At 70.4% G+C, this 23,758-nt stretch carries 18 protein-coding genes, 3 tRNA genes and 1 pseudogene; 10 read left to right on the forward strand and 12 right to left on the reverse strand.

Annotated features, from left to right (window positions below; translation table 11 throughout):
• Window positions 1-112: 112 nt before the first annotated feature.
• From mmpA to BN159_RS08215, 4 genes and pseudogenes are all read right to left on the reverse strand, one after another.
• Window positions 113-259, reverse strand: a complete 147-nt coding sequence (gene mmpA / locus BN159_RS46135; RefSeq protein ID WP_408055041.1) for a morphogenic membrane protein MmpA — start codon at window positions 257-259, stop codon at window positions 113-115.
• A 512-nt stretch (window positions 260-771) separates the two neighbouring features.
• Window positions 772-1,452, reverse strand: a pseudogene (locus BN159_RS08205) (endonuclease V); the annotation flags it as partial.
• Between the two features lie 28 nt (window positions 1,453-1,480).
• Window positions 1,481-1,810 carry a hypothetical protein gene (locus tag BN159_RS08210; RefSeq protein WP_015656471.1) on the reverse strand — a complete coding sequence of 110 codons (330 nt, stop codon included), beginning with the start codon at window positions 1,808-1,810 and terminating at the stop codon, window positions 1,481-1,483.
• 47 nt (window positions 1,811-1,857) lie between these two features.
• The gene (locus BN159_RS08215) at window positions 1,858-2,934 is read right to left on the reverse strand and encodes a WD40/YVTN/BNR-like repeat-containing protein (RefSeq protein ID WP_408055017.1); all 1,077 of its coding nucleotides are present in this window, start codon (window positions 2,932-2,934) and stop codon (window positions 1,858-1,860) included.
• A gap of 260 nt (window positions 2,935-3,194) precedes the next feature.
• Here BN159_RS08215 and ssgD point away from each other — a divergent pair, with 260 nt between their 5' ends.
• The 5 genes from ssgD (at window position 3,195) to BN159_RS08240 (ending at window position 8,608) form a co-directional block, all read left to right on the forward strand.
• Entirely contained in the window at window positions 3,195-3,611 is a 417-nt protein-coding gene (ssgD, locus tag BN159_RS08220; protein ID WP_015656473.1) for a spore wall synthesis regulator SsgD, read from the forward strand.
• 275 nt (window positions 3,612-3,886) lie between these two features.
• Complete coding sequence (locus BN159_RS08225) at window positions 3,887-5,515, forward strand: ABC-F family ATP-binding cassette domain-containing protein (RefSeq protein ID WP_015656474.1); 1,629 nt, start codon at window positions 3,887-3,889, stop codon at window positions 5,513-5,515.
• 226 nt (window positions 5,516-5,741) lie between these two features.
• A complete protein-coding gene (ddaH, locus tag BN159_RS08230) occupies window positions 5,742-6,518 on the forward strand; it encodes a dimethylargininase (protein ID WP_015656475.1) in 777 nt (258 codons plus the stop codon).
• 217 nt (window positions 6,519-6,735) lie between these two features.
• Complete coding sequence (locus BN159_RS08235; RefSeq protein ID WP_015656476.1) at window positions 6,736-7,713, forward strand: acyl-ACP desaturase; 978 nt, start codon at window positions 6,736-6,738, stop codon at window positions 7,711-7,713.
• Window positions 7,714-7,768: 55 nt separating this feature from the next.
• Window positions 7,769-8,608 (forward strand): hypothetical protein, encoded by an 840-nt coding sequence (locus tag BN159_RS08240; protein ID WP_041821001.1) that lies wholly within the window; start codon window positions 7,769-7,771, stop codon window positions 8,606-8,608.
• A 16-nt stretch (window positions 8,609-8,624) separates the two neighbouring features.
• On the opposite strand, the gene BN159_RS08245 is transcribed toward BN159_RS08240, so the two are convergent.
• Window positions 8,625-8,700 (reverse strand) — tRNA-Trp (locus tag BN159_RS08245).
• A 90-nt stretch (window positions 8,701-8,790) separates the two neighbouring features.
• On the opposite strand from BN159_RS08245, the gene BN159_RS08250 reads away from it, so the two are divergent.
• Complete coding sequence (locus BN159_RS08250; RefSeq protein ID WP_015656478.1) at window positions 8,791-10,194, forward strand: DUF2201 family putative metallopeptidase; 1,404 nt, start codon at window positions 8,791-8,793, stop codon at window positions 10,192-10,194.
• Window positions 10,195-10,311: 117 nt separating this feature from the next.
• Window positions 10,312-11,973 carry an IS1182 family transposase gene (locus BN159_RS08255; RefSeq protein WP_015655013.1) on the forward strand — a complete coding sequence of 554 codons (1,662 nt, stop codon included), beginning with the start codon at window positions 10,312-10,314 and terminating at the stop codon, window positions 11,971-11,973.
• Between the two features lie 144 nt (window positions 11,974-12,117).
• On the opposite strand, the gene BN159_RS08260 is transcribed toward BN159_RS08255, so the two are convergent.
• The 6 genes from BN159_RS08260 to BN159_RS08285 all read right to left on the reverse strand — a co-directional run bounded on the left by BN159_RS08260 (window position 12,118) and on the right by BN159_RS08285 (window position 16,423).
• Window positions 12,118-13,089 carry an RNA-guided endonuclease InsQ/TnpB family protein gene (locus tag BN159_RS08260; RefSeq protein WP_015656479.1) on the reverse strand — a complete coding sequence of 324 codons (972 nt, stop codon included), beginning with the start codon at window positions 13,087-13,089 and terminating at the stop codon, window positions 12,118-12,120.
• A 533-nt stretch (window positions 13,090-13,622) separates the two neighbouring features.
• Window positions 13,623-14,951 carry an SDR family NAD(P)-dependent oxidoreductase gene (locus BN159_RS08265; RefSeq protein ID WP_015656481.1) on the reverse strand — a complete coding sequence of 443 codons (1,329 nt, stop codon included), beginning with the start codon at window positions 14,949-14,951 and terminating at the stop codon, window positions 13,623-13,625.
• Between the two features lie 26 nt (window positions 14,952-14,977).
• Window positions 14,978-15,049: transfer RNA gene (locus BN159_RS08270), tRNA-Ala, on the reverse strand.
• 6 nt (window positions 15,050-15,055) lie between these two features.
• A tRNA-Glu gene (locus BN159_RS08275) sits at window positions 15,056-15,127 on the reverse strand.
• An 80-nt stretch (window positions 15,128-15,207) separates the two neighbouring features.
• A complete protein-coding gene (locus BN159_RS08280) occupies window positions 15,208-15,453 on the reverse strand; it encodes a WhiB family transcriptional regulator (protein WP_015656482.1) in 246 nt (81 codons plus the stop codon).
• A gap of 178 nt (window positions 15,454-15,631) precedes the next feature.
• Window positions 15,632-16,423 carry a VOC family protein gene (locus tag BN159_RS08285; protein WP_015656483.1) on the reverse strand — a complete coding sequence of 264 codons (792 nt, stop codon included), beginning with the start codon at window positions 16,421-16,423 and terminating at the stop codon, window positions 15,632-15,634.
• A 93-nt stretch (window positions 16,424-16,516) separates the two neighbouring features.
• On the opposite strand from BN159_RS08285, the gene BN159_RS08290 reads away from it, so the two are divergent.
• Entirely contained in the window at window positions 16,517-17,986 is a 1,470-nt protein-coding gene (locus BN159_RS08290) for a HEAT repeat domain-containing protein (protein WP_015656484.1), read from the forward strand.
• Here the strand turns inward: BN159_RS08290 and BN159_RS08295 are convergent.
• Complete coding sequence (locus BN159_RS08295; RefSeq protein WP_015656485.1) at window positions 17,983-18,927, reverse strand: multicopper oxidase domain-containing protein; 945 nt, start codon at window positions 18,925-18,927, stop codon at window positions 17,983-17,985. The two genes, BN159_RS08290 and BN159_RS08295, sit on opposite strands and share 4 nt — an antisense overlap.
• Window positions 18,928-19,090: 163 nt before the next feature.
• On the opposite strand from BN159_RS08295, the gene BN159_RS08300 reads away from it, so the two are divergent.
• Together BN159_RS08300 and BN159_RS08305 are read left to right on the forward strand one after the other, a co-directional pair.
• Window positions 19,091-21,568 carry a ThuA domain-containing protein gene (locus tag BN159_RS08300; protein WP_015656486.1) on the forward strand — a complete coding sequence of 826 codons (2,478 nt, stop codon included), beginning with the start codon at window positions 19,091-19,093 and terminating at the stop codon, window positions 21,566-21,568.
• Window positions 21,565-23,754 carry an OmpL47-type beta-barrel domain-containing protein gene (locus BN159_RS08305; RefSeq protein WP_015656487.1) on the forward strand — a complete coding sequence of 730 codons (2,190 nt, stop codon included), beginning with the start codon at window positions 21,565-21,567 and terminating at the stop codon, window positions 23,752-23,754. Before BN159_RS08300 ends, BN159_RS08305 begins: the two co-directional genes overlap by 4 nt.
• Window positions 23,755-23,758 lie beyond the last annotated feature (4 nt).

Here is a 23,758-nt window from a genome sequence, read left to right on the forward strand (position 1 = left end):
CCGGAGCGCCCTCGTGGCGGAGCCACGTGGGCGGTTCGGCAACGCGGCGAGCGTGCGTGCCAGGCGTCGCCGGGCAGGCGGGAATTCGACGACAGGCCCTAGGCCGACGGTCCTACAGCGGCCATTGGGCGACGGTGTAGAGCATCCCGCAGATCCAGGCGAACCCCGCGAGCGCGGCGAGGACGAGCGCGGCGTTCACGACCCGCTCGACGGGACGGTCGGGGTCGGCGAGAGGCTTCGGGGAACGGTGCGAGGCCATGCGGTGGGAGGACATGCGCCCAGCCTGTCGAGCGGGCGGGGCGCGGACATCCGTACGGGTACTCAGACGACGTACTCAGAAGGGGGCCAGTCCCCCAGCGCGGCTTCGAGGCGGTGCCGAAGTGCGGGATCGGGGGACGCCGCAGCGATCCGGCAGGCGAGCGGCCCGATCGCCCAGCCCGCGTGATAGTCGTAGTACGGCGGCTCGCCCGCGGCGTTGTGGGCGAGCTTGGCCACCAGTTCCGCGAGACGGAACAGCAGTTGGTCCTCGGCATGGATTCCGGCGCCCCGCGCCCGGCCGAAGAGTTCTGTGCCCCGGCTCCACTGGTCCCGGTCGGCCGCCATCGCCAGCACGGCCTCGATCGCCGGGGACCGGGGCCCCTCCCCCGCGGCCGCCGCGAGCACCCGGCCCGCCCAGGTCACCGGGTCCCGCTGCCGTTCGTACAGCGTCCGGCCCCACGACCGGCTCCGGTCGGCACGCGCGCGTGCCGCGAGTTCCTCGTTCGGCTCGATGGCGGCCCGCAGCGCCTTCCGGCACAGCGCATCGGCCCTCCGCGTCGTCTCCGGAAGGCGATACGACGGGGTGAGGGCGAGGACGTGGGCGCAGGCGTTGTCGAGGGACACGCGGTGGCCGACGGAGACGAAGACCGGCTTGACGGCCTCCCGCGTGCGCAGGGCACGCCCGACCTCCTCGGTGCCGGAGACCAGCGGCACCGCCGATCCGCGAGCCGCGCCGGGCTCGTCGTAGGAGAAGGTGAAGGGGTTCTTGGCCACGCCGATGGTGGGCAGGCCGGTGAGGACGCCGAGGTGGCTGGCGAGGCCGAAGCGGCGGGGGTGGGCGAGGCCGTAGCCGTCGCAGACCACCAGGCCCGGCGGGCCGGGCAGGGCATCGAGGGCGGCCAGCACCGTGGGGATCTCCCGGAAGGCGAGCAGCCCCGGAACGTACGGGAAGGAGATCCGGCCGACGGCCGTCGCCTCCGCGACGACCTCCAGGGTGGCCGCGTCCAGGGTGACGGCCGCGGCGGCCACGACGTCCAGTTCGTCGTCGTAGGCCACGTCCACGCCGGTGACCTGCCCGGTGCCGGGCGGCGGCCCCGGCTCGTCCAGCACCACGCGGGCGCGCAGCTCGTCCTGGACGGCACGGGCGTCTTCCTCGGTCGCGGGCCAGCCCGCGGGGATGCGTACGGTCGTCATGATGCCGTCGAGCGTACGGGCCCCGGGGTCAGCCCTTGCCACCCAGGGCGCGCTTGAGCTGGCTCTTGTTCATGTCCGAACGGCCATGGATGTTACGGCGCTTGGCCTCCTCGTAGAGCTGATCGTAGGTGGGCCCCTGCGCGCCCTTGCCGGACCGCAGGCCGCCCCTGCGGCCGGACGACATGTCCTCGGTCGAGGTGCGGCTCGCCGTCCTGGACTCGCCGGACCGGGCGCGTTCCTTGTTCACCGTGCGGGCCGCGATCTCCTTCGCCCGCGCGGTGCTCTCGCCGCGCTCCTGCGCGCTCTTCTTGATGTGCTCGTACTGCCGCTCCCGCTTGGGGCTCGAACCGCGTGGCATGTGCGCTCACTCCTTTCGCGTCAGCAGCCGAGTACCCCGGTTCGAGATCACTTCTCCAGGCGTGCCGCGCGGCCCTTCTCGCCCGCTGCCCAGCAGCTCAGGTCGGGGGTGCAGTCGACGGTGTCGTACGAGCCGGTGTCGACGGTCCGCCAGGTGCGGCCGGCGTCGGTGGTCAGGTCGGTGCCGGTGGGGCCGACCGCGAGGGCGGCGGTGCGGCTGTGCGGGAGCCAGGCGACGCCGGAGCGGTAGGCGCTCACCGAAGTCCCGGCGGGATGCCAGGTGCGGCCGCCGTCGGTGGTGCGGGCGGACGCCTGCGGGGAGGACTCCTCGGGGCGGTAGTCGCCACCCACCGCGAGCCCGTGGGCGCGGTCGCGGAAGGCGAGGCCGAAAACGCCCCGCGCGGGGTCGGCGGCCGGGAGGGGGCTGTCGGTGGCGGTCCAGGTGCGTCCCCGGTCGGCGGAGTGCAGGACACGCGCGCGTGCCGCGCCGCCGGTGGCCAGCCAGACATCCTGGGACCCGGCCGTCACCAGGCACTGGCCACTGGCCGCGAACCCGGCCTCGCCGTCCAGCGCGGCGGGCATCCCGTCGTCGGGCAGGACCGTCCAACTGCGGCCGCCGTCCGCGGTCGACAGGATGCGGAACCTGCCGTCCACGGGGTCGCTCATCGCGAGCCCGTGCCGACGGTCGAAGAACGCCATGCAGTCGTAGAAGGCACGCGGCTCGGTGTTGCGGAACGCCTCGGTCCAGGTCGCGCCGCCGTCCTCGGTGCGATACACCCGGGACGCCTCCCCCTCGCCGATGGCCAGCGCCACGGCCCGGCGCGCGTCGAACGCCTCCACGTCCCGGAACTGAAGCTCCTCGGCGCCCGGGGGCGAGACGTTACGCCAGCTCGCGCCGCCGTCCGTGGTCCGCAGGACGGTGCCGGCGCTCCCGGCCAGCCAGGCGGTGTTCCGGCTGACGGCGGCGAGCCCCCGGAAGCGGACCGCGGGGCTGCCGGTGTCCTTCAGCTCCCAGTGCGCGGACCCGCCGTGTGCCGGTCCGGGCTCGTGCGCCCGCGCGGGTGCGGCCGTCAGCGCGGCCAGTACCGCCGCGCACCCCGCCCCCGCGGCCATCGTGCGAACCATGCGTCCCCAGCGTCGCGTGTTCCCCAAGGCCCTCATGGCGGGCGAAGCTAGCCCACGCGCACGACGCCGTCCAGATGGCCTCGGCAGCCCCGAACGGCCTCCGCGGAACCGGGAGAAGAACGACGTCGCTCCGGTGCATGAAAAGCGGTGACAGAGGTCACTCGCCCTCCCTGTGCACGGATCGGCCGTTTCCGTCGTCTCTAACAGTGCCCGGCCTCATCCGCCCGGCCCCGTCCCAGCCGTAGCAAGGGAGCAAGGCGTTGTCCTACGTCATCGAGCAGCCCGTGGAGGCCCGTCTCGTCGCCGCCGCGCCGCGGATGCCGAACATTCCCGCCACGCTGCACTACGACCGGCGCGACCCGTTCGCCGTCCGGATGACCTTCCCGGCCCCGGCCACCCTGGAGGGCGTCGACGTGTGCTGGACGTTCAGCCGTGAACTCCTCGCCTCCGGACTCACGGAGAACGTCGGCCAGGGTGACGTCCGCGCCCGCCCGTACGGCTACGACCGCACCGTCCTGGAGTTCCACGCCCCCGAGGGCACGGCGGTCATCCATGTCCGCACCGGCGAGGTGCGCCGCTTCCTGGACGCCACGAACGCACTCGTGCCGGTCGGCCTTGAGCACCTCCAGCTCGACCTGGACCACGATCTGGCGGAGCTGATGCGGGACGCCGCTTAATTGCGTTGACACCCTTCCGGCCCTCTCCTACGGTGTAGAACGGTCCTGTTGCCGCCGATTGGAGAAGGCCGTTGCTCGTCTGAGGTCATGAGACACCGCGTCGCACCCCGTGAGGTGCGTGCGCAGCGTGCGACCTCGGCGTACGAGCCGTCCTCCGGTACAGGGCTTTTCTCATGCCCGACATGCTCCCCATGTCCCTGAGGCCTCGCCCGCGGGTCGCAAGTGTCTCGATACGCGCTTGCCCTTGATCGCTTCGAGCAACCGCGGAGGCCCGCATGTCAAGTTCCATCACCTGTACTTCCCTCGCCTTCACCTGGCCCGACGGCACCCCCGTCTTCGAGGGCCTCGACACCGCCTTCGGCCCCGGCCGCACCGGGCTCGTCGGGGTCAACGGGTCCGGGAAGTCGACCCTGTTGAAGCTCATCGCCGGCGAGCTGCCCCCCGCCGACGGCAGCGTCCGGGTCGCCGGTGAGGTCGGCTACCTCCCGCAGAACGTCACGCTCGACACCGCGCTGCGGGTCGACGAGGCGCTCGGCATCGCCGCGCAGCGGGCCGCCCTGCACGCCATCGAGGGCGGTGACGTGGCCGAGGAGCACTTCGAGACGGTCGGCGACGACTGGGACGTGGAGGAGCGCGCCCTGGTCACCCTCGGCGAACTCGGCCTCGGGCACATCCAGTTGGACCGCACCGTCGGTGAGGTGTCGGGCGGCGAGTCGGTGCTGCTGCGGCTGGCCGCGCTGCTGCTGCACCGGCCGGACGTGCTGCTTCTGGACGAGCCGACCAACAACCTGGACCTGTACGCGCGTCGGCGGCTGTACGCGGCCGTCGCCTCCTGGCCCGGGGTGCTGGTCGTGGTCAGCCATGACCGTGAACTCCTCGACCTCGTCGATCAGATCGCCGATCTGCGCTCCGGCGAGATCACCTGGTACGGCGGGAACTTCTCGGCGTACGAGGAGGCGCTCGCGGTCGAGCAGGATGCGGCCGAGCGCATGGTGCGGGTCGCCGAGGCGGATTTGAAGAAGCAGAAGCGTGAACTGGTCGACGCCCAGGTCAAGTTGGCCCGCCGCAAGCGGTACGGCCAGAAGATGTGGGACCAGAAGCGCGAGCCGAAGATCGTCATGGGAGCGCGCAAGCGCGCGGCGCAGGAGTCCGCGGGCAAGCACCGCATCATGCACGAGGAGCGGCTCGCCGAGGCCAAGGACCGGCTCGACGAGGCGGTGGAGGCCGTACGGGACGACGACGTGATCCGCGTCGATCTGCCCTACACGGCCGTACCGCCGGGCCGGGAGGTGCTCACGCTGCTGGATCTGGAGCTGGCGTACGGGGCGCGGGTGGCCGGTGGGTTCGATCTGCGCGGGCCGGAGCGGATCGCGCTGATCGGGCGCAACGGCGCGGGCAAGACCACGCTGCTGCGCACCATCGCCGGGGAGCTTCAGCCGGTGTCGGGCGAGGCGCGGACGCATGTGCCGATGCGGTTCCTGCCGCAGCGGCTCGATGTGCTCGACGGCGAGCGGACCGTGGCGGAGAACGTGGCCCGGTTCGCGCCGGGCGCCACCAACAACCGGGTCCGGGCGCGGCTCGCCCGGTTCCTGTTCCGGGGCGCCCGCGCCGACCAGAAGGCGGCGACGCTCTCCGGCGGCGAACGCTTCCGGGCGGCGCTGGCCGCGCTGATGCTGGCCGAGCCCGCGCCGCAGCTGCTGATGCTGGACGAGCCGACGAACAATCTGGACATGGCGAGCGTGAAGCAGCTCACCACGGCCCTGGAGTCCTACGAGGGGGCGCTGATCGTGGCCAGCCACGACCTGCCGTTCCTGGAGTCGATCGGCATCACCCGGTGGCTGCTGCTCGACGGAGAACTGAAGGAGATCACCCAAGAGGCGGTCGGGTATCCCGCTCAGCCGTGAGGGCAGTAGCGCGTTGACGTCGTCCCCGCCGTCACACCTCGATGCGACGGCGGGGAAGTGATCTTCACGGGTACTCCTCGACATCCGGGGATCCTTCACCGCGGAGCATCTCAGGAGGGCCACAGCCTGGTGACGAGGGTTTTGTCCAGCTGGTTCCGGCCAGGATGATGGTGGATCGGTGCCCCATGAACGGGTACCGGAACCTGTCGCCGATTCGGAGTGTCCCGTGCCCAGCAAGAAGGCCCTCGTCCGCCGCCCCAGCCCGCGTCTCGCCGAGGGGATGGTGACGCACATCGAGCGGGAGAAGGTCGATGTCGACAAGGCGACCGAGCAGTGGGAGGCCTACGTCGAGGCACTGCGCACCCACGGCTGGGAGACCGTCGAGGTGGAACCGGCCGACGACTGCCCGGACTCGGTGTTCGTCGAGGACACCGTCGTCATGTACAAGAACGTCGCGCTGATCACCCGCCCCGGCGCCGAGGCCCGCCGCCCCGAGACCGCCGCCGTGGAGGAGGAGGTCGCCTCGCTCGGCTGCTCGGTGAACTGGATCTGGGAGCCGGGCACCCTGGACGGCGGCGACGTCCTGAAGGTCGGCGACACGATCTACGTCGGCCGCGGCGGGCGCACCAACGCGGCCGGGGTCCAGCAGGTGCGGGCCGCCTTCGAACCGCTCGGGGCGCGGGTGGTCGCCGTACCGGTGAGCAAGGTGCTGCATCTGAAGTCCGCGGTCACCGCGCTGCCGGACGGCACGGTGATCGGGCACATCCCGAAGATCGACCGGCCGTCGCTGTTCCCGCGTTTCCTGTCGGTGCCCGAGGAGGCCGGTGGCCATGTCGTGCTGCTCGGCGAACACAAGCTGCTGATCTCGGCGAGCGCGCCGAAGACCGCGGAGCTGCTCAGCGATCTCGGGCATGAGCCGGTGGTGGTCGACATCAGCGAGTTCGAGAAACTCGAAGGATGTGTGACATGTCTCTCGGTGCGGATGCGGGAGCTGTACGCCTGACCGGGTGACACCGTCACTCACCCAGCCCCGGGACCTGCGATTCCCGGGGCTCTTTGGCATGCCCTCAACCTCCCCGGGAACACGCCCTGATCAGCGATCTTTACACCACTCTTAACCTACGGCTTCGTAACCTACGGATTCGTAGCCTACGATCCCGTAGGTTCACCCGACCGTTCACCGGTCCGCTTCCGCTCGTGTTACGTCCCCTGGAGTTCCCGTGACGATCACTTCCCCGCACCTCGGCAGCCCGTCCGCGGCCTGGACCGACGCCAAGCTGCTCTACGCGCTCGAGGAAGTGGTCGAGAAGGAACTGAACCGCCATCTGAAGGTCGCCAAGGACTGGATGCCGCACGAGTACGTGCCGTGGAGCGACGGCCGCAACTTCCCCGGCTTCTTCGAGGACGGCGAGGCCTGGGACAAGGAGCAGTCCAAGGTCACCGACATCGGCCGGATCGCGCTGGTGGTGAACCTCCTCACCGAGGACAACCTCCCCAGCTACCACCACGAGATCGCCAGCCTGTTCGGCCGGGACGGCGCCTGGGGCACCTGGGTGCACCGCTGGACCGCCGAGGAGGGCCGGCACGGCATCGTGATGCGCGACTACCTGCTGACCTCGCGCGCGGTGGACCCTGACCAGCTGGAGCAGTTCCGCATGGCCCACATGAGCGAGGGCTTCGAGTCGGACAACCGGCACTCGATGCTGCACTCGGTCGCCTACGTGGCCTTCCAGGAGCTGGCCACCCGGATCTCGCACCGCAACACCGGCCACCAGTCCGGCGACCCGGTCTGCGACCGCATGCTGGCCCGCATCGCGGCCGACGAGAACCTGCACATGATCTTCTACCGGAACCTGCTGAAGTCCGCGTTCGAGATCGCCCCCGACCTGACCATGCAGGCGGTGCGGGACGTGGTCGTGAACTTCCGGATGCCCGGCCACGGCATGCCCGGCTTCGAGCGGTTCGCCGCGCAGATGGCGATCGGCGAGGTCTACAACCTGCGCATCCACCACGACGACGTGCTCCAGCCGGTGCTGCGCTTCCTGAAGATCATGGACATCGACGGCCTCGGCCCCGAGGGTCAGCAGGCGCAGGACGAACTCGGTCTGTTCATGGGCGGCCTGGACTCGGAGGCCGCCAAGTTCGACGAGAAGCTGGCCGCCCGCAAGGCCCGGATGGCGGCGCGCGCCGGTAGCTGACGCCTGCCCGGAATTCTTTTGGGCAAGATCGCGGGCCTGCGGCATCATGCAGGCCATGCGTGACAACAGCAGGTCGGAACAGGCGGTCGGGTTCCTGCTCGGCCTGATCGACGAGGAGAGCGCCGGCCGGGTCCGGGCCCGCGTCGGCCTGCCCGCGGCAGAGGCCCCCGAGGCGTCCGTACGGCGGCTCCAGCGCACCTGGCACTGGGGCCACTTCCTGCCCGCCTCGGTGGCGCTGTGGATCCTGGAGAACGACAGTCCGGCCCTCAACAGCGTGCTGTTCCGGCACCTGGAGCCCCAGCCCGGTCTGCGCCGGGCCGTGGTGCGCGGGCTGCCGTTCGGGCCGGGACGCACCGACCCGGTCCGGGTGGACACCGTCCTCCTGAACCAGGAGCCGGAGGTGCCACCCTCCTACGGCCAGCTCGGCCTTGTCGGCTGTCTGCGCGCGGTCACCACGATGAACGAGGGCCGAGCGGCGTCCTCGATGGTCCTCACCCGCGCCGACTGGGCGACGGTCGGCGAGGCGGACCGGGAGCGTCCGCTGCCCGGCTACGCGCGCTGGTCACTGTCGATACGCCCGGACTGCCCGCCCGAGGTGCGCGCCGGGTTCGGCTCGCACGCCAAGTTCACGCACCGGCTGCGGCAGGCGGGAATCCTGGAGAGCCCGGCGGAGTTCGCGCTCTCCTACGACCCCGCCGTCCAGGTGCTGGAGACGCTGGGAATGGGCCGGGCCCTGTTCCACCAGCGGGCGCGCGAGGCGGAGGAGGCGCTGCGACCGCTCGTCGAGGAGCACCTGGGCGAGCGGGAGGAGGCGTGGGCGGTGCTGGCGCAGCTGATGGAGACGTTCCACGGCAGTACGCGTGAGCTCGTGATGACGGCGGGCGCCATCGCCTGATCCGCCGGCTGAGGGGGGCGGGGCGGCCGGATTCGAACCGGCGTGTTCTGGTTTTGGAGACCGGTGCGCCTGCCTCTGCGCTACGACCCCGCCCTTGACACCGGATCGTAACGGCTTGGCCCGATGTCAGTGCGCCCTGGTACCAATGATCCACGGGGGAAGTCCGGCACGGGGAGCGGCAGATGGCGTACGGGGGGAAGGGACAGCGGATCCCTGTGGTCGACCTGGCCGACCGCAGGGCACTGGAGCGGTACCGCCCGGCGGATCCCGGGGTGATCGAGGAGGCGCGGCGGCTGAAGGAGGCCGCGCTGCTGGACTTCGGGCTGACCGAGTCGGCCGTGGCGTCCTGGCTGTACGCGAAATGTCACCACCAGATCCCGACGACAGCGGTGGACATGGCGGCCGTGGTCGCCTCGGGGGACGGCTCCTGCCTGCTGCTCTACAACCCGGACTTCTTCGTCGGCCTGGGCCTGTCCGGGGTGAAGTTCGTGCTGTTCCACGAGGCCCGGCATCTGGTGCACCGGCACTTCTTCGCCGACCCCGACCTGCGCGCCGACCCGGTCTTCGAGCTGGCCGCCGAGGTCTCCATCAACCATGTGGCACTGGTCCGGCTCGGCAGAGAGCAACTGCCCCTGCTGGACGGCCGGCCGACCGGCGTCGACCCGCGTGAGGTGTACGAGCGGTACCACGCGGATCTGCTGGCACACGGTCTGGAGCCGCTGCCGTACGACGGGTTCGTCGAGACCGACATGCGGGTCTACGGCGAGCTGAAGCGGATGCGTCACCCTCCGGTGCCCGAACGGCGGCTGTGCGCGCACCTGGTGGCGGGCGCGGTCCCCGCCGATCAGGAGACCGTCGACCTGGTCGCCTCCTCCGCGCTGCTCAACTCCCTGCTGGCGGCCCGGCGCGGACACCCGGGCGCCGAGGCGGAGTTGCTGGACCTGATGGGCCGTACCGAGGACGGCAACGCGCGGGCGGCCAAGCTCTGGGGCACCCTCGGCGGGGGCATGCTGCGCGGCGAGACCACGCCCACCCGGACCGTCGACTGGTGGCAGCGCTGGCTGGTCGACGTGCTCGCCTCCAAGCTGCGCGAGGGCGAGCGGCTGGTGTACCCGAAGAAGCGCGGCGCGCTGCTCACCGCGCTCGGCCAGGACCCGATGCTCTCCCGCCGCGGCCCGGTCCGCGACAAACTCCTGGTCATCGCCTACGACACCTCCGGCTCGATGCCCCACCGGGTGATCACCTGGCTCACCGAACTCGTCGGCCGCATCGACGGCGTCCAGGCGCACTGGCTGTCCTTCGACGGCGTGGTGATGCCCTTCACGCCGGGCGAGCGGGTCTACGGCGGGGGCGGCACCAGCTTCCAGGTGGTCGCCGACTACGTGGAGGGCCGCACCGAGGTGCGGGGGCGCCGTTTCGAGGAGACCCCGGACGCGGTGGTCGTCCTCACCGACGGATACGCTCCGCCGATCACGCCCGCCGAGCCGGACAAATGGATCTGGCTGATCACCGAGGGCGGCGACGAGTGGCCCGAGCGGCACACACCCGCGATGGACTGCCATCGCGTGACCACAAAATCACGGTAATAACCACGGAAGTCACCTTCTCGGCCGTGAACGACTCCGTTGGGAAAGTCGTGATTCGGGCGGGGCCGTGTCGTTCGTCTTGTTGATGGCTATGGTCGTTGGCGGGATGGGGGCGGGATGTCGTTGGAGTCGCGGTCGGATGACGGGGTGCCTGAGCTGACGGCTCGGGTGGTGCGGGCCTCGTTCCCGAAGGGGACCTTGGCCATCCGGATTCGTGAGGCGCTCGGTGTGCTGTTCACGGATGAAGATTTCGCCGCCGCCTTCCCCGACCGAGGCCGGCCCGCGATCTCGCCGGGAGCTCTGGCTCTGGTGTCGGTGCTGCAGTATGCCGAGGGTCTGTCCGACCGGCAGGCCGCTGACCAGGTGCGGGCCAGAATGGACTGGAAGTTTTTGCTGGGGCTGGAGCTGGATGATCCGGGGTTCGACTTCACCGTCCTGGGGGATTTCCGCTCCCGTCTGATCATGCACGGGCTGGAAGAGCGGGTCCTGGAGGCGATGCTGGCCCGGCTCTCACAGGCCGCGCTGCTGAGGGCCGGCGGTCGGCAGCGGACCGACTCCACTCATGTGCTGGCCGCGGTGCGCACGCTGAACCGGATGGAGTTCGTCGGCGAGACGCTTCGGGCGGCGCTGGAGGCGCTGGCCGCGGCAGCCCCGGACTGGCTGGCGCCGTTGATCAGCTCCGCGTGGGTGGAGCGATATGGGAACAAGGTCGACAACTACCGTTTCCCGAAGGGGGAGAACGTCCGCCGGGAATGGGCCGAGCGGGTCGGCCGGGACGGGTTCGCTCTCCTGGACGCCATTGATGGGCCGACCGCTCTGGCCTGGCTGGGTGAGGTCCCCGCAGTCCGTGTCCTGCGCCGGGCCTGGGCAGAGCAGTATCACCGGGACGGGCAGGGGGTGCGCTGGCGGGAGGGCAAGGACCTCCCGCCGGCCAGAGACAGGCTGTCCTCGCCGTATGACACCGACGCCCACTACGGCATCAAGCGCGGGGCGGGCTGGTGCGGATACAAGGTCCACCTGAGCGAGACCTGCGAGCCAACCACACCGCACCTGATCACGAACGTGGAGACCACCAACGCCACCGTCAACGACACCGAGGTCACCACAACAATCCACCAGCGCCTGGCCGGACGCGGGCTTGGGCCGCGCGAGCATGTGGTGGACGCCGGATACGTCACCGCCGCCCACATCCTGGCCGCACGTGAGGACCACGGCATCGACCTGGTCGGACCCGTCGGCGCAGATACCCACCACAACGAACGTGACCCGCAGGCACCACACCTGACCCAGGCCGCCTTCACCACGGACTGGGACGCTCGGAAGGTCACCTGCCCCCAGGGAGCCTCCAGCGTCAGCTGGTCCCAGCAGCGCAAGGCCAGCGGGACCCCGCTCGTCCGGGTGCACTTCGCGCTCGCCGACTGCGATCCTTGCCCGCTGAGACCGAGGTGCACCAAGGCAGCCAACGGCAAATGGGGCCGCAGCCTGACCCTGCTGCCCCGCGAGCAGCAGCAGATCCTCGAAGAACGACGCGCTGAGCAGCAGACCGAGGCATGGAAAGAACGCTACGACGTGCGAGCCGGGGTGGAGGGCACCATTTCCCAGGCCGTCCGCCGCACCCACCTGCGACGCACCCCCTACCGAGGCCAGAGCAAAACCCACCTCGCGAACATCCTCTCCGCCACCGCCCTCAACCTCACCCGCGTCGACGCCTGGCTGAACGACACCCCACTCGGCACCACCCGCGTCCCCCACCTCGCACGACTCACCCTCGCGGCATAACCGACCCCAGGAGCCCGCTTCGTCGATTTCCCAACGGAGTCGTGAACGGCCGAGCTTGTGCACTCGGTCGTTCACACCTCGTCGCGCTCCCGACTGCCCCCTACGACAGGACGGTCACGGGTCGCATCCACCCTCTGTCTCGGTTCAGGGCAAGGGTGCGGGTGCGGTGACAAGCACCCACGCCGAGCGTGCGCGGTCGCGTACGTTGACCCCGGCGACGTGGTCGGCGGGGCCAGCGAGCCCGCACCGACGACAGCGGAAATGGTCCCGGTCGGGCCGGTTGGCCCGCTCGGTGTGGCCGCAGCGCGGGCAGCGCTGCGAGGTATGAGCCGCGTCCACTTCCAGGAACGGCACCCCGGCCCGCTTGGCTTTGTAAGCGAGATGCTGTGCGAGCTGGTGGAACGGCCAGGAGGAGAGCGTGGCCCGCTGGTCGCGGCGAAGCCGTACCCGCTCACGGATCCCGCCGAGTTCCTCGACAGCGATCCCGCGACCGGTGCGTTGCGCGACGGACACGATCTCCTTGCTGATCCTGTGGTTCACGTGCGCGGCATGACGCTGTTCCCTCTTCGCGCGCCGGGCGAGACGGCGGGTGGCCGAGCGGGTTTGCTTGTGCTGGAGTTCGGCGCGTTTGCGGGCCTGCCAGCGCCGGTAGCGAGACAGACGGCGGCCCTGGTAGTTGGTGCCGTCGGAGGTGGTGGCCAGATTCACGATGCCCCGGTCGACACCGATCCAGTCGGCCGGCTCGTACAGCTCAGGGTCCGGGATCTCGCAGGTGGCGACCAGGAACCACTTCCCGCCGCGTTGGACGAGGTCACTCTCGCCCTTGCGGTGGGTGGCCAGGGTTTTGAGCTGGTCGGGGTGTCCGGTGTAGCCGATGCCCTTCATCCGCCCGTCCACGGTCCACAGGGATACGGTACGGGCATCGTGCTGCCAGGAAAGGCAGCGGTCGTCGAACGGCTGAGCGGCCTCCGGCCGGAACACGATCGGGGTGCCGACCGCCTTGCGGTACCTCTTGGAGGTGGACGGGCCCAGGCTCCCGGCCCGCAGATTGGCCTTCAGGGTGGTGTAGGCGTCGACGACCTTCTTAGGCGTGGGTGGCAGCCCGGTTGCAGGCACGCAAGGTCGCCTCCAGCGCCGACGCCTGCACGGGCGTCGGCAGCAACTTCACGTATACCACCACCTTCATGACACCGGACCGTAGTACGACCACCGCACACACGATCACCATTCACCCCACGACCAACCAGAACGGTGACCCCTGGACCAGTTGTTCGCAATCCCTGCCCCGCCGGGCCGCCGTGCGGACGCTCCATGCCCGGCCAGGAGCAGACACCGCGACGCTCCGCGTCGCGACCCCATGAGACGACTCCTCCCCAGCCCGGGACGCCGACGCGTGGGAGGCACGGCTGCGCCGGGCGGCGGGCGTCAGCGACGAGGGCGCGAACGACACCGACGTCGTCCACCAGATCCTGGCCAACGCCGAGCTGTCTCAGCTGAAGAAGCACAAGGCGGTGGTGACCCGGCTGGTGGCGCTGCTCCCGCCGAAGCTGCGGGCGACCTACCTGGTGGGAGCCTCGCAGCAGCAACAGCGGTTCTGGACGGAGGTGTTCATGGCGATGCGCCACTGACAGCCGTGAGACTGTCCTGACTCACCACTCCGCTTCCCGGTAGTCCTTCAGAAACACCCCGGACACCGGGTCGCCCGCCTCGCCCCGCACGATCGGGTCGTACACGCGGGCCGCGCCGTCCACGATGTCCAGCGGGGTGCGGAAGCCCGCGCCCGCCATGCGGGCCTTCTTGGGCGCCGGGTTCTCGTCGGTGATCCAGCCGGTGTCCACGGCGCACATATGGACGCCCTGGGCGGCGAGTTCGGCGGCGCTGGTGCGGGTGAGCATGTTGAGCGCGGCCTTGGCCATGTTGGTGTGCGGGTGACCGGCCGTCTTGTTGCGGACGGCGAACCGGCCCTCCACCGCGGTCACGTTGACGACGTAGCGGCGCGGTCGCGGCGCCGCGAGCAGCAGCGGCAGCAGCCGGTCGCAGAGCAGCGCCGGGGCGAGGGCGTTGACGAGCTGGGTCTCCAGGACCTCCGCCGGGTCGAGCGCGCCGAGCTGCGCGGACCAGGAGTTCTCCGGTGAGGGGTCGGGCAGCAGCCCCGCCTCGTCGGCCTCGCGCAGCGCGGCGGGCAGGGCGACGGCTCCGCCGGTCAGCATGCGCATCGGCGTGAACCCGGGTGCCTGCCGGGCCCCTTCGGGCAGCGCGTCGTACTCACCGGCGGCAAGCAGCGTGTAGGACTCGGGCGGGCGGCGTACCGTCTGGGCGGCGTTGTTGACGAGGATGTCGAGGGGTTCGCCCTCGGCCCGCAGTTCCTCGCACAGGCCGAGCACCTGGCGGGGGTCGCGCAGGTCGACGGCGAGGACGGTCAGCCGGTCGAGCCACTTCTCACTGCCGGGCTCGGCCCGGAAGCGGCGCAGCGTGTCGTGCGGGAAGCGGCTGGTCACCAGGAGTTCGGCGCCGTCCCGGAGCATCATCAGCGCGAGCTGGAAGCCGATCTTGACCCGGCCGCCGGTGAGCAGCGCCCGGCGGCCGCTGAGATCGGTGCTCAGGGCGCGGCGGCTGCGGTTGTCGGCGGCGCAGTCGGGACAGAGCCGGTGGTAGAAGGAATCGACCTGTCGATAGGGGGACTTGCAGACATAGCAGCCGCGCGGCTTGTGGTAGAGGCCCCCGGCTCCGGTGCCGGCCAACGGTGCGTCCTCGCGCCGGTCCACCGCCCCCGTCGCGGTCGCGGCCATCGCCGCCGCGTCGGCCGCGGAGACCTCCGCGCCGCGGGTCTTGCGGCGCCGCAGCCGTCCGTCCCGGGCGAAGGAGGCGGCAACCTGCTCGGCGCGCAGCCGTACCGGGTCGTCGACGGGCAGCGCCCGCAGTCGGCCGACCGTGCGGTGGAAGGCGGCCAGCTCCTCCTCGTCGATGCCGTCGCCCATCCGTCCCCGCCTCTTCGTGCCTGCCGTGGGTCGGGCCGGAATCGAACCGACTTCTCCTCCATGCCGTAGAGGTGCACCTGCCATTGTGCTACCGACCCGCGCGGCCCGGACGGCCGGATTCGAACCGGCGTATCCGCCCTGAGAAGGCGGCGAGTCTGCCTCTGCTCCACATCCGGGGCGCCCCGGGATCTTAACCGCTGCGGGACAGCAGGTCGCACGGATTTACTGGCGGTCCCGGAGGCCGGGGCGCGGTGTTTCAGTGCGACGTGCGCCTGAGCGCCAGGCGTTCCTTCTCCGAGAGGCCGCCCCACACGCCGAAGCGCTCGTCGTTGTCGAGGGCGTACTCCAGACAGGCGGAGCGGATCGGGCACAGGCCGCAGATCCGCTTCGCCTCCCGTACGGAGCTGCCCGGCTCGGGGAAGAAGAAATCCGCCCCCGTCTGCGCGCACAACGCCTCCTCCTGCCAGGCGAGGTCGGGCGTGGGGACCGTGTCGATGAACATGGCGTGAAGCGTGCCCTGCGGCGAAAAACGTTCGATCAACGCCGGATCAACGCCGCGCAGAAAAGCCCCCGGGCGCCGCTCGATGATGCCCCGGCGGCGCCCGCGAAAGCACGGCGGCGCGCGGTACGGGCGCGTCGTCGTGCCGTGGTTCGTCAACTCATCTGCGGCACGCTCTTCTTCACCCCTGCTGCGGCGCGCTCTTGATCACCCCGAAACGCGCGCCGTACGGGTCAGCCAGCTTGGCCACCCGGCCGACGCCCTCGACGTCCACGGCGGGCATCCGCACCTTGCCGTCCAGCTCCAGCGCCTTGCTGACGGCGACATCGACGTCCTCGACCTCGAAGTACGGCAGCCAGTACGGCTCGGTCTCGGTGCCGGTGGGGTCGTCGGCCAGGTCCACCAGGCCGCCGAACATGGCCTCCTCGCCCTCGCCTGCGGGGTTGATGGCGGTGTAGACGCCGCCGGGGAAGGACACCGCGCAGGTCTCCCAGCCGAGGGCGCGGTCGTAGAAGGCGGCCTCGCGGGCGATGTCCGCGGTGTAGAGCTCGACCCAGCACAGCGAGCCGGGGTCCCCGACGACATCGAGTCCCTTGAGCGCGGCGGGCTGCCACACGCCGAAGGACACGCCGGCATGATCGGCGAGGATCGCCATCCGCCCCTGCCCCATGACGTCGTCGGGCGGCATCAGCACACTGCCCCCGGCCTGCTCGACCGCCTTGGCGGTGGCGTCGGCGTCCCGGCTCTGGAAGTAGACGGTCCAGGCGGGCGGCCCCTGCTCGGGCGTGGTCTGCATACCGCCCGCCACGGTGCGCCCGTCGAGCTGGAAGAAGCCGTACCCGCCGGAGTCGGGCCCCGCCGAGCGGAACTCCCAGCCGAACAGGGCTCGGTAGAAGGAGGTGGCGCCCTCGATGTCGGAGGTCCCGACATCGACCCAGTTGGGAGCGCCCTGAACAAAACGGGTGGTGAGCATCGTGCCCTCCTCTGAGGGTTCCCGTCGTCTGCCCCACCGAGTCTTCCACCGCCCACTGACAATCGCCGTCGGAGCGCGTCCTAGGCTGGTCGGATGTTCTTCAGGGGGCGCGGAGCACGGGAACGGCAGCAGGGCCTGTCCGCACGGCTGGCTTCACCCGAGGCGGCGGTGCGGGCGGCCGCGGCCGCGGAGATCGCCGAGGAGCGCGACTGGGCGTGGGCCGTGCGGAAGCTGGCGCGGGCGCTGGACCGGGAGCCGACGCCGAGGACGTTCGACGACATCGCGGGGGCGTTCGGTGACGCCCTGCGCCGGGACCGGGCCACCCGGCAACGCATCGAGCATATGTTCGCATCGCATCTCGACGACCCCAGCTCCTTGGTGCGGGACTGGATCGCGCTGCTGGCCGAGTACGGGGTCGAGACACCCGCGACGACCGTCGACGACGATCTGGCCGAGGAGGTCCGCGGAAGGCTCGAACGACTGCGGGAGCAGGGCTGGCGTCACCATGAGCTGGCGCGGATGCGGCCGGAGTCCTTCGCGTACGCGGTCGCCTTCGGCACGGCCGTCGAGCTGCTGCACGAGTCGATTCTCCGCACGGCTCCGCTGACCGCGGAGGAGGCCGAGCGCGCCCGGGCGCAGGCCCGCGACGCCTTCGAGCGAGCCCTCCCCCATCCGGCGGACAGCGACGAGCGCGGCGACATCCTGCTCGACCTGTGCGAGCTGCCCGACGACGAATCCTGGACGGCTCGTTCCCTGGCCGCGCTGCGCACCGAGGAGGTACTGGCCCTGTCCCAGGACGCCGATCCGGACCGGTCCGCCCTGGGGGTCGAGGCCCTGGAGTACCTGCTCGCGTACTGGGACGACATCCCCAGGCGCACCGTCACCCGGGAGACCCTCGACCGGCTCAGCGCGCGGGACCAGCCGCCGCTCACTCTCGCCAGGGTGCTGCGCTGCTACGCCTCGATGCACAACAAGCGGGATCTGACCGACCCCCCGGTCGACCTCTTCCTCACGTCACTGAGCCATCCCGACGCCCGCGTGCGGGCCGCCGCCGCTTCCGGCCTCGACGCGTTCGGCGGCGGGTCGGCCGAGGAAGCGCGGGTCGTCGCCGCGCTGATCGAGGCCCTGGAGCACGACCCGGACATCGCCGTCGTGCGCAGCGCCGCACACTCCCTGGCCCTGATCGTGTGCTCCGAGTTGGCCAACACCCTCAGGGCGTCGGCGGCGCTGGCCCGCAAGGCCGACGCCGTGGACGCACGCGTGCGTGCCGCGAGTGTGGAGGGGGCGCTGTTCCGGAACGAGGCCGGTGCCTTCGGGCGCCTCGTCGCCGAGTTCGAACGGTCCGATGTGGAGCCCGCGTTCGTCGAGGTCGTCGACTTCATCTGCGGGCTCCAGGACAGCGGCGCCACGGACGAGATCCGCACGGAGCTGACCCGACTGCTGGAGCGCCTCGGTCGACGCGATTGGCCCGAGCTGCCCTTCGAGGACGACCTCTACCCGGACCCCGAGGACCGTGCCGACCTGCTGGAGAAGACCCTGGAGACGCTCCGCACCCCCGCCTAGTGCTCGTGCGGCTCGTACCCCGGAATCGTCCCGTCCGTCTTCTTCACCAGGAACAGCCCCACCATCCCCATGTCGGAGTGGCTCTGGACGTGGCAGTGGTACATCCACGCCCCGGCACCGACCCCCTCCCCCGCGATCACCTGGAAGCCGAAGGAGTCCGCCGGGCCCACGATCTTGTTGTCGATGACCTGACTGGGATCGTCGGGCCCGGTGAGCATGCCCGTGCGGTTGTCGGCCCAGCGATGACCGTGCATGTGGAAGGTGTGGTAGTACTCGCCGTGCGTGATCATCACGAACTCGACCCGATCACCCACGGTGGCCTCGAAGTTGGGCCCGGAGTGCGCCGGCTTGTTGTTGATCAGCATGTCGTTGAAGACGATCGTGTACGTCTTGTCGGGCAGGACGTCGCCCGCCCGCCGCACGATCACCGGGCCGTAGAGACCCTTGCGGATACCGCCCGTTCCGTGTTCCGTGCCGACGACGTGGTCGTGGTAGTGCCAGTAACCCGCGCTGCCCGCCCGCCAGGTGCCGTCCTTGCGGCGGCCCGGGACATGGGTGCGCCAGGTGTAGGTGCGGGTGCCGCCGGGCTCGACGTCGCTCTTGTTCAGCTTGGTGCCGTCACTGGAGATCTCGTAGTCCAGGCCGTGCACATGGAGGCTGGCCGCCACGTCCATGGTGTTCTCGAACTCGATGTGCAGGGTGTCGCCCTCGTTGACCTCGATCAACGGGCCGGGAATCGTCGCCTTGCCCTTCTCGAAGCCGTAGCCCATCTGCCCGTCGGCGAGCTTCTCGGCGTACAGCTTGAGGTGTCTGACCTCGCCCCCGGCGGCCGCCGCGCGCGCCGCCCGGTCGGCGCCGCTCGCCTCGGGCGCCAAGGACAACGATGTCGTCAGGGCCGCGCCGCCCAGCAGTACCCGCCGGTTGAACCCACGTCTGTCCATGCCGAACTCCCCTGTTCCGGTACGGAGTTCGAGACAGTAGCCGGGCAACGGCCGTTTATCCACACTCAGGACAAAGTTCGTTTCATTACGGCCATAGGTATTGGCGAGTGACGCAAAGACGTCTAACTTCCTTTGCGCTGTTGCTGTGACCGAGGAGGTGCCCATGCACTTACGAGGGTTGAGCACAAGAAGACGCGGCTGGGCGGCGGTCGTCGCGGCCGGAGTCGTCACCGCCGGACTGGTGTCGGGTCCGCCCGCGAGCGCGCGCCCCGCCCCCGACCCGTCCCTGACAACGATGTCCATCAAGTCGCCCCCGGGCGGCGCGAATGTACGGGTGCTGATCTTCTACGGCTCGGCCGCCGCCGGTGACGAGTCACCTCTGGTGAACGCCGGGATCGAGGCGATCGAGAAGATCGGGCTCTCCGGCCCGGCGGACCAGCGCTTCAAGGTCGAGGCGACCGACGATGCCTCCGTCTTCACCGACGAGACGAAGCTGGGTCGTTACAACGCCGTCGTGTTCCCGACCGGCGGCGGCGACGTCCTCGATCCCGAGCAAGAGGCGGGACTCGAGGCCTACATGGAGGCGGGCGGCGGATTCGTCGGCCTGCACGACGCGGCGCGCGCGGAGCCGTACTCGGAGTGGTTCACCGGACTGATCGGCGCGCGGCCCGCCGCCACGAGCCCGACCACCGTGCAGCGGGCGACCGTCGAGGTCGGCGACCGGGGGCATCCGGCCACCAAGGACCTTCCCGTGCAGTGGAAGCGGCCCGACCGCTGGCTCAACTGGACGAAGAACCCGACCGGTTCGGTGCACACCGTGGCCCGGGTGCGCGAGTCGACGTACCAGCCCGGCGCGAGCGCCAACGGCTGGGACCACCCGGTGAGTTGGTGCCGGGACTACGACGGCGGCCGGTCCTTCTACACCGGCATGGGCGGCACGGTGTCCTCGTACGACGAGACCGACTTCCGCGCCCACCTGCGCGGCGCCCTGCTGTGGACGACGCGGCTCGTGCGGGCGGACTGCAAGGCCACCATCACCGGCAATTACACGGCCGAGCGGCTGACCAAGCCCAACCAGCCGGGGCAGAACGACCAGATCGGCGAACCGCACGGCCTGGTCACCGCCCCCGACGGACGGGTGCTCTACATCGGCCGGGGCGGCGCCGACTCCTCGCAGCCGGTGGTCACCGACTGGAACAACCCCGACATCGGCAAGGGCAAGGGCGAGATCCACGTCTACGACCCGAAGACCGAGCAGGTCACCCTGGCCGGGGCGCTGAGCGTCTTCGGCAACAAGGGCGGCGGCGACGAGCTGGTCAAGGTCGAGGAGGGGTTGCTCGGAATCGAGCTCGACCCGCGCTTCCAGGAGAACGGGTGGGTGTATCTGCACTACACCCCGCACTCCCAGATCAACCGGGAGACGCGGATTGCGGAGCGGCGGGTCTCCCGCTTCACGCTCGACCTCGCCACAAACAAGCTGGACCTGGGCAGCGAGAAGGTGCTGCTCAAGTGGCCAGTGCAGATTCACAGTTGCTGCCACGCGGGCGGCGGGATGGCCTGGGACTCCAGGGGCAACCTGTACATCGCGACCGGTGACAACAACTCCAGCCGCTTCAGCGACGGTTACTCGGGCAACAACCCGCAGCCGAACTTCCAGGGCGTCTCCTTCGCCGACGCGCGCCGCACCGCCGGGAACACCAACAACCTCAACGGCAAGATCCTGCGCATCCATCCGGAGCCGGACGGCACGTACACCCTGCCGGAGGGGAACCTGTTCACCGGCCGGGAGACCGACGAGGGCGGCGGCAGGACGCGCGGCGAGATCTATGTGATGGGCGTCAGGAACCCGGCCCGGATCTCCGTCGACAAGTCGACCGATGTCCTTTACGCGGGCTGGGTCGGCCCGGACGCGGGCGCCCCGTCGACGACGTGGGGTCCGGCGAAGTACGACACCTTCGCGGTGATCACCAAGGCGAGCAACCGGGGCTGGCCGTACTGCATGGGCAACAAGCAGCCCTACCGGGACCGCAATCTGCCGGATCCGACGAAGCCGCTCGGCTGGTACGACTGCGACCACCCGAAGAACGAGTCGCCCAACAACGACGGCCTGGTCAATCTGCCGCCGGTGACCGGCAACAACATCTGGTACTCGCCCCAGGGCGGCGGCCCGGACTTCCCGCGCGACGCCAACGGCGTCCCCTCCTACAAGCAGGAGGAGTCGACGTACGCCCTGCCGTGGCTCAAGGGCGGCGGGCAGGCCGCGATGAACGGCCCGGTCTACCGCTACGACGACGGCAGCGCGAGCGAGGTCAAGTGGCCCGCGTACTGGGACGGCAAGTGGTTCGTCGGCGACTTCTACGACGCCGACCAGCCGCGCAACGCCGTCATCACCGATCCGAGGAACCACGGTGAGGGTGGACTCCCGGTCCACTCGGAGTCGTTGAAGAAGATCGTGCCCCTCGGCAACGACGGCATCAAGAACCTCATGGACTGGAAGTTCGGTCCGGACGGCGCGCTCTATGTGCTCGACTACGGCCGGGGCTTCTTCACCTCGGACGCCAAGTCGGCTCTGTGGCGGGTCACTTACTCGGGCGGCGCACCGACGCCGGCCGCCGACCAGCTGGCGAGGGGAGCGCGATGACACGGCAGCGAAGACTCTTCACGGCCCTGCTGGCCGCCGTACTGATCATGCTCGGATTCCAGGCCGTGCCATCCACGGCGCAGTCCGAGAAGGCGGCCGCGGAGCAGGTGCTCACCTGGACCGCGGGCGACGACATCACCAAGTACACCTCGGCGCCCACCACCGCGGTGGCGGGCACGGCGACGATCGTCTTCGAGAACAGCGCGGCGACCGGCAACACCACCGGCATGCCGCACACGCTGACGTTCGCCACCTCCGACCCCGAGTTCAACAGCGATGTCCAGCTCAACATCCTGGCGAGCCCGAACGACGACATGGGCGGCCGGCACACCGCCCAGGTCACGCTCACCCCGGGGCGGTACTTCTACTCCTGCACGATCCCCGGCCACGGTCAGATGCAGGGCATCCTGGTCGTCACCGAGGGCACCGGCGAGGACACCACGGCGCCGGAGACCTCGGCCCAGGTCAGCGGGACGCAGAACTCCCAGGGGCAGTACGTCGGTTCGGCGAGCGTGACGATCGGCGCCACCGACGAGGGCGGCTCCGGGGTGGACCGCGTCGAGTACGCGATCGGGGACGCGGGCGCCTGGCAGCCGTACACCACCGCGGTCGTGTTCGACCAGGTCGGCAGCCACAAGCTGCGCTACCGGGCGGTCGACAAGGCGGGGAACGTGGCGGCGGAGAAGAGCGTGGAGTTCACGGTCGTCGCGCCGCCCACGGAGGACACGACCGCGCCGGAGACCTCCGCGACGGTGAGCGGTGAGCGCAATCCCGACGGCACCTATGTCGACATGGCGACGGTGACCGTGACCGCCTCCGACACCGGCTCGGGCGTCAACACCATCGAGTACGCGATCGGGGCCTCCGGCGTCTGGCAGCCGTACACCATGCCGGTGATGGTCCATCAGGTGGGCACGCACACCGTGCGGTTCCGGGCCACGGACAAGGCGGGCAACGTGTCCGCGGAGAAGAGCGTGGAGTTCACCGTGGTCGCCGCGCCGCCCGAGGACACGACTCCGCCGGTGACGGGCGTGACCGTGGAGGGCACCCGTAACTCCGACGGCGCGTATGTGGCGAGCGCGAAGGTCACCGTCAGCGCGACCGACGAGGGCGGGGTCGCGGGCATCGAGTACTCGCTCGACGGCGGGCCCTATCTCGCCTACAGCGCACCGGTGATCGTCGACCGCGCGGGCGCGCACACGCTGGCCTACCGGGCGACCGACAAGGCGGGCAACACCTCCGCGGCCCTGACCGTGAGCTTCACGGTCGTGCCGGGCGGGGTTCCGGCGCCGCCCTGTCCGGAGTACGACGAGCGGCTGACGGTGATCGTCGGCACGGTCGACTCCGGGGTGCCGAACCGGCTCACCAACAACCGGTGCCGCATCAACGAGTTGATCGAGGACGAGAAGGAGTGGACCTCGCACGCGCTGTTCCTCAAGCATGTGAAGACGGTCCTGGACCGGCTGCTGAAGGAAGGCGTCGTCGACCAGCGCGAGGTCAACGCCATCACCAAGGCCGCCCGCCAGTCCGGCATCGGCAAGCCGGGCCAGACCGAGGGCTACCGGGCGATCTTCGACGGCAGCGCCGACTCGTTCGCCAAGTGGCAGCACGTGGGCGGCGGTTCGTTCGCGCTGAACCCCGACGGCTCGATGACCAGCGGCACCACCAAGGCCGGTCTCGGCATGCTGTGGTTCCCCGAGCGCAAGTACGGCGACTTCTCGCTGCGCCTCCAGTGGCGTGACGACGCGCCGGGCACCGGCAACGCCAACTCCGGTGTGTTCGTGCGCTTCCCGTGGGTCCACGACCACCCGGAGGAGACCCGGCCGGAGTGGGTCGCCATCAAGTACGGGCACGAGGTGCAGGTGTTCGACCGTCCCGACGGCGACATGTACAAGACGGGTTCGATCTACGGCTTCGACCGCGTGGGCCTGGCCGGCGCGGGCGTGACCGAGAAGGGCACCTGGAACGACTACGAGATCCGGGTGGTGGACCAGCACTACTCGGTCTACCGCAACGGCGTCCTGATCAACGAGTTCGACAACACCGGCGGCCAGGAGTTCACCCCGCCCCGCTCGGACGACCCGGGCACGGACGGGCGCCGGTTCGCCTCCGGCTACCTCGGGCTCCAGGTCCACGGCACCACTGACGTGGTGTCGTACCGGGACATCCGGATCAAGGAGCTGTAGGGCT

The sequence above is a fragment of the Streptomyces davaonensis JCM 4913 genome, assembly GCF_000349325.1.
GTDB lineage: Bacteria > Actinomycetota > Actinomycetes > Streptomycetales > Streptomycetaceae > Streptomyces > Streptomyces davaonensis.

Coding starts and splice junctions, on each gene's coding strand:
- mmpA (WP_408055041.1), bottom strand. CDS start 259: ATGGCCTCGCACCGTTCCCCGAAGCCTCTCGCCGACCCCGACCGTCCC.
- BN159_RS08210 (WP_015656471.1), bottom strand. CDS start 1,810: ATGCCACGCGGTTCGAGCCCCAAGCGGGAGCGGCAGTACGAGCACATC.
- BN159_RS08215 (WP_408055017.1), bottom strand. CDS start 2,934: ATGGTTCGCACGATGGCCGCGGGGGCGGGGTGCGCGGCGGTACTGGCC.
- BN159_RS08225 (WP_015656474.1), top strand. CDS start 3,887: ATGTCAAGTTCCATCACCTGTACTTCCCTCGCCTTCACCTGGCCCGAC.
- BN159_RS08240 (WP_041821001.1), top strand. CDS start 7,769: ATGCGTGACAACAGCAGGTCGGAACAGGCGGTCGGGTTCCTGCTCGGC.
- BN159_RS08250 (WP_015656478.1), top strand. CDS start 8,791: ATGGCGTACGGGGGGAAGGGACAGCGGATCCCTGTGGTCGACCTGGCC.
- BN159_RS08255 (WP_015655013.1), top strand. CDS start 10,312: ATGTCGTTGGAGTCGCGGTCGGATGACGGGGTGCCTGAGCTGACGGCT.
- BN159_RS08265 (WP_015656481.1), bottom strand. CDS start 14,951: ATGGGCGACGGCATCGACGAGGAGGAGCTGGCCGCCTTCCACCGCACG.
- BN159_RS08280 (WP_015656482.1), bottom strand. CDS start 15,453: ATGTTCATCGACACGGTCCCCACGCCCGACCTCGCCTGGCAGGAGGAG.
- BN159_RS08285 (WP_015656483.1), bottom strand. CDS start 16,423: ATGCTCACCACCCGTTTTGTTCAGGGCGCTCCCAACTGGGTCGATGTC.
- BN159_RS08290 (WP_015656484.1), top strand. CDS start 16,517: ATGTTCTTCAGGGGGCGCGGAGCACGGGAACGGCAGCAGGGCCTGTCC.
- BN159_RS08295 (WP_015656485.1), bottom strand. CDS start 18,927: ATGGACAGACGTGGGTTCAACCGGCGGGTACTGCTGGGCGGCGCGGCC.
- BN159_RS08300 (WP_015656486.1), top strand. CDS start 19,091: ATGCACTTACGAGGGTTGAGCACAAGAAGACGCGGCTGGGCGGCGGTC.
- BN159_RS08305 (WP_015656487.1), top strand. CDS start 21,565: ATGACACGGCAGCGAAGACTCTTCACGGCCCTGCTGGCCGCCGTACTG.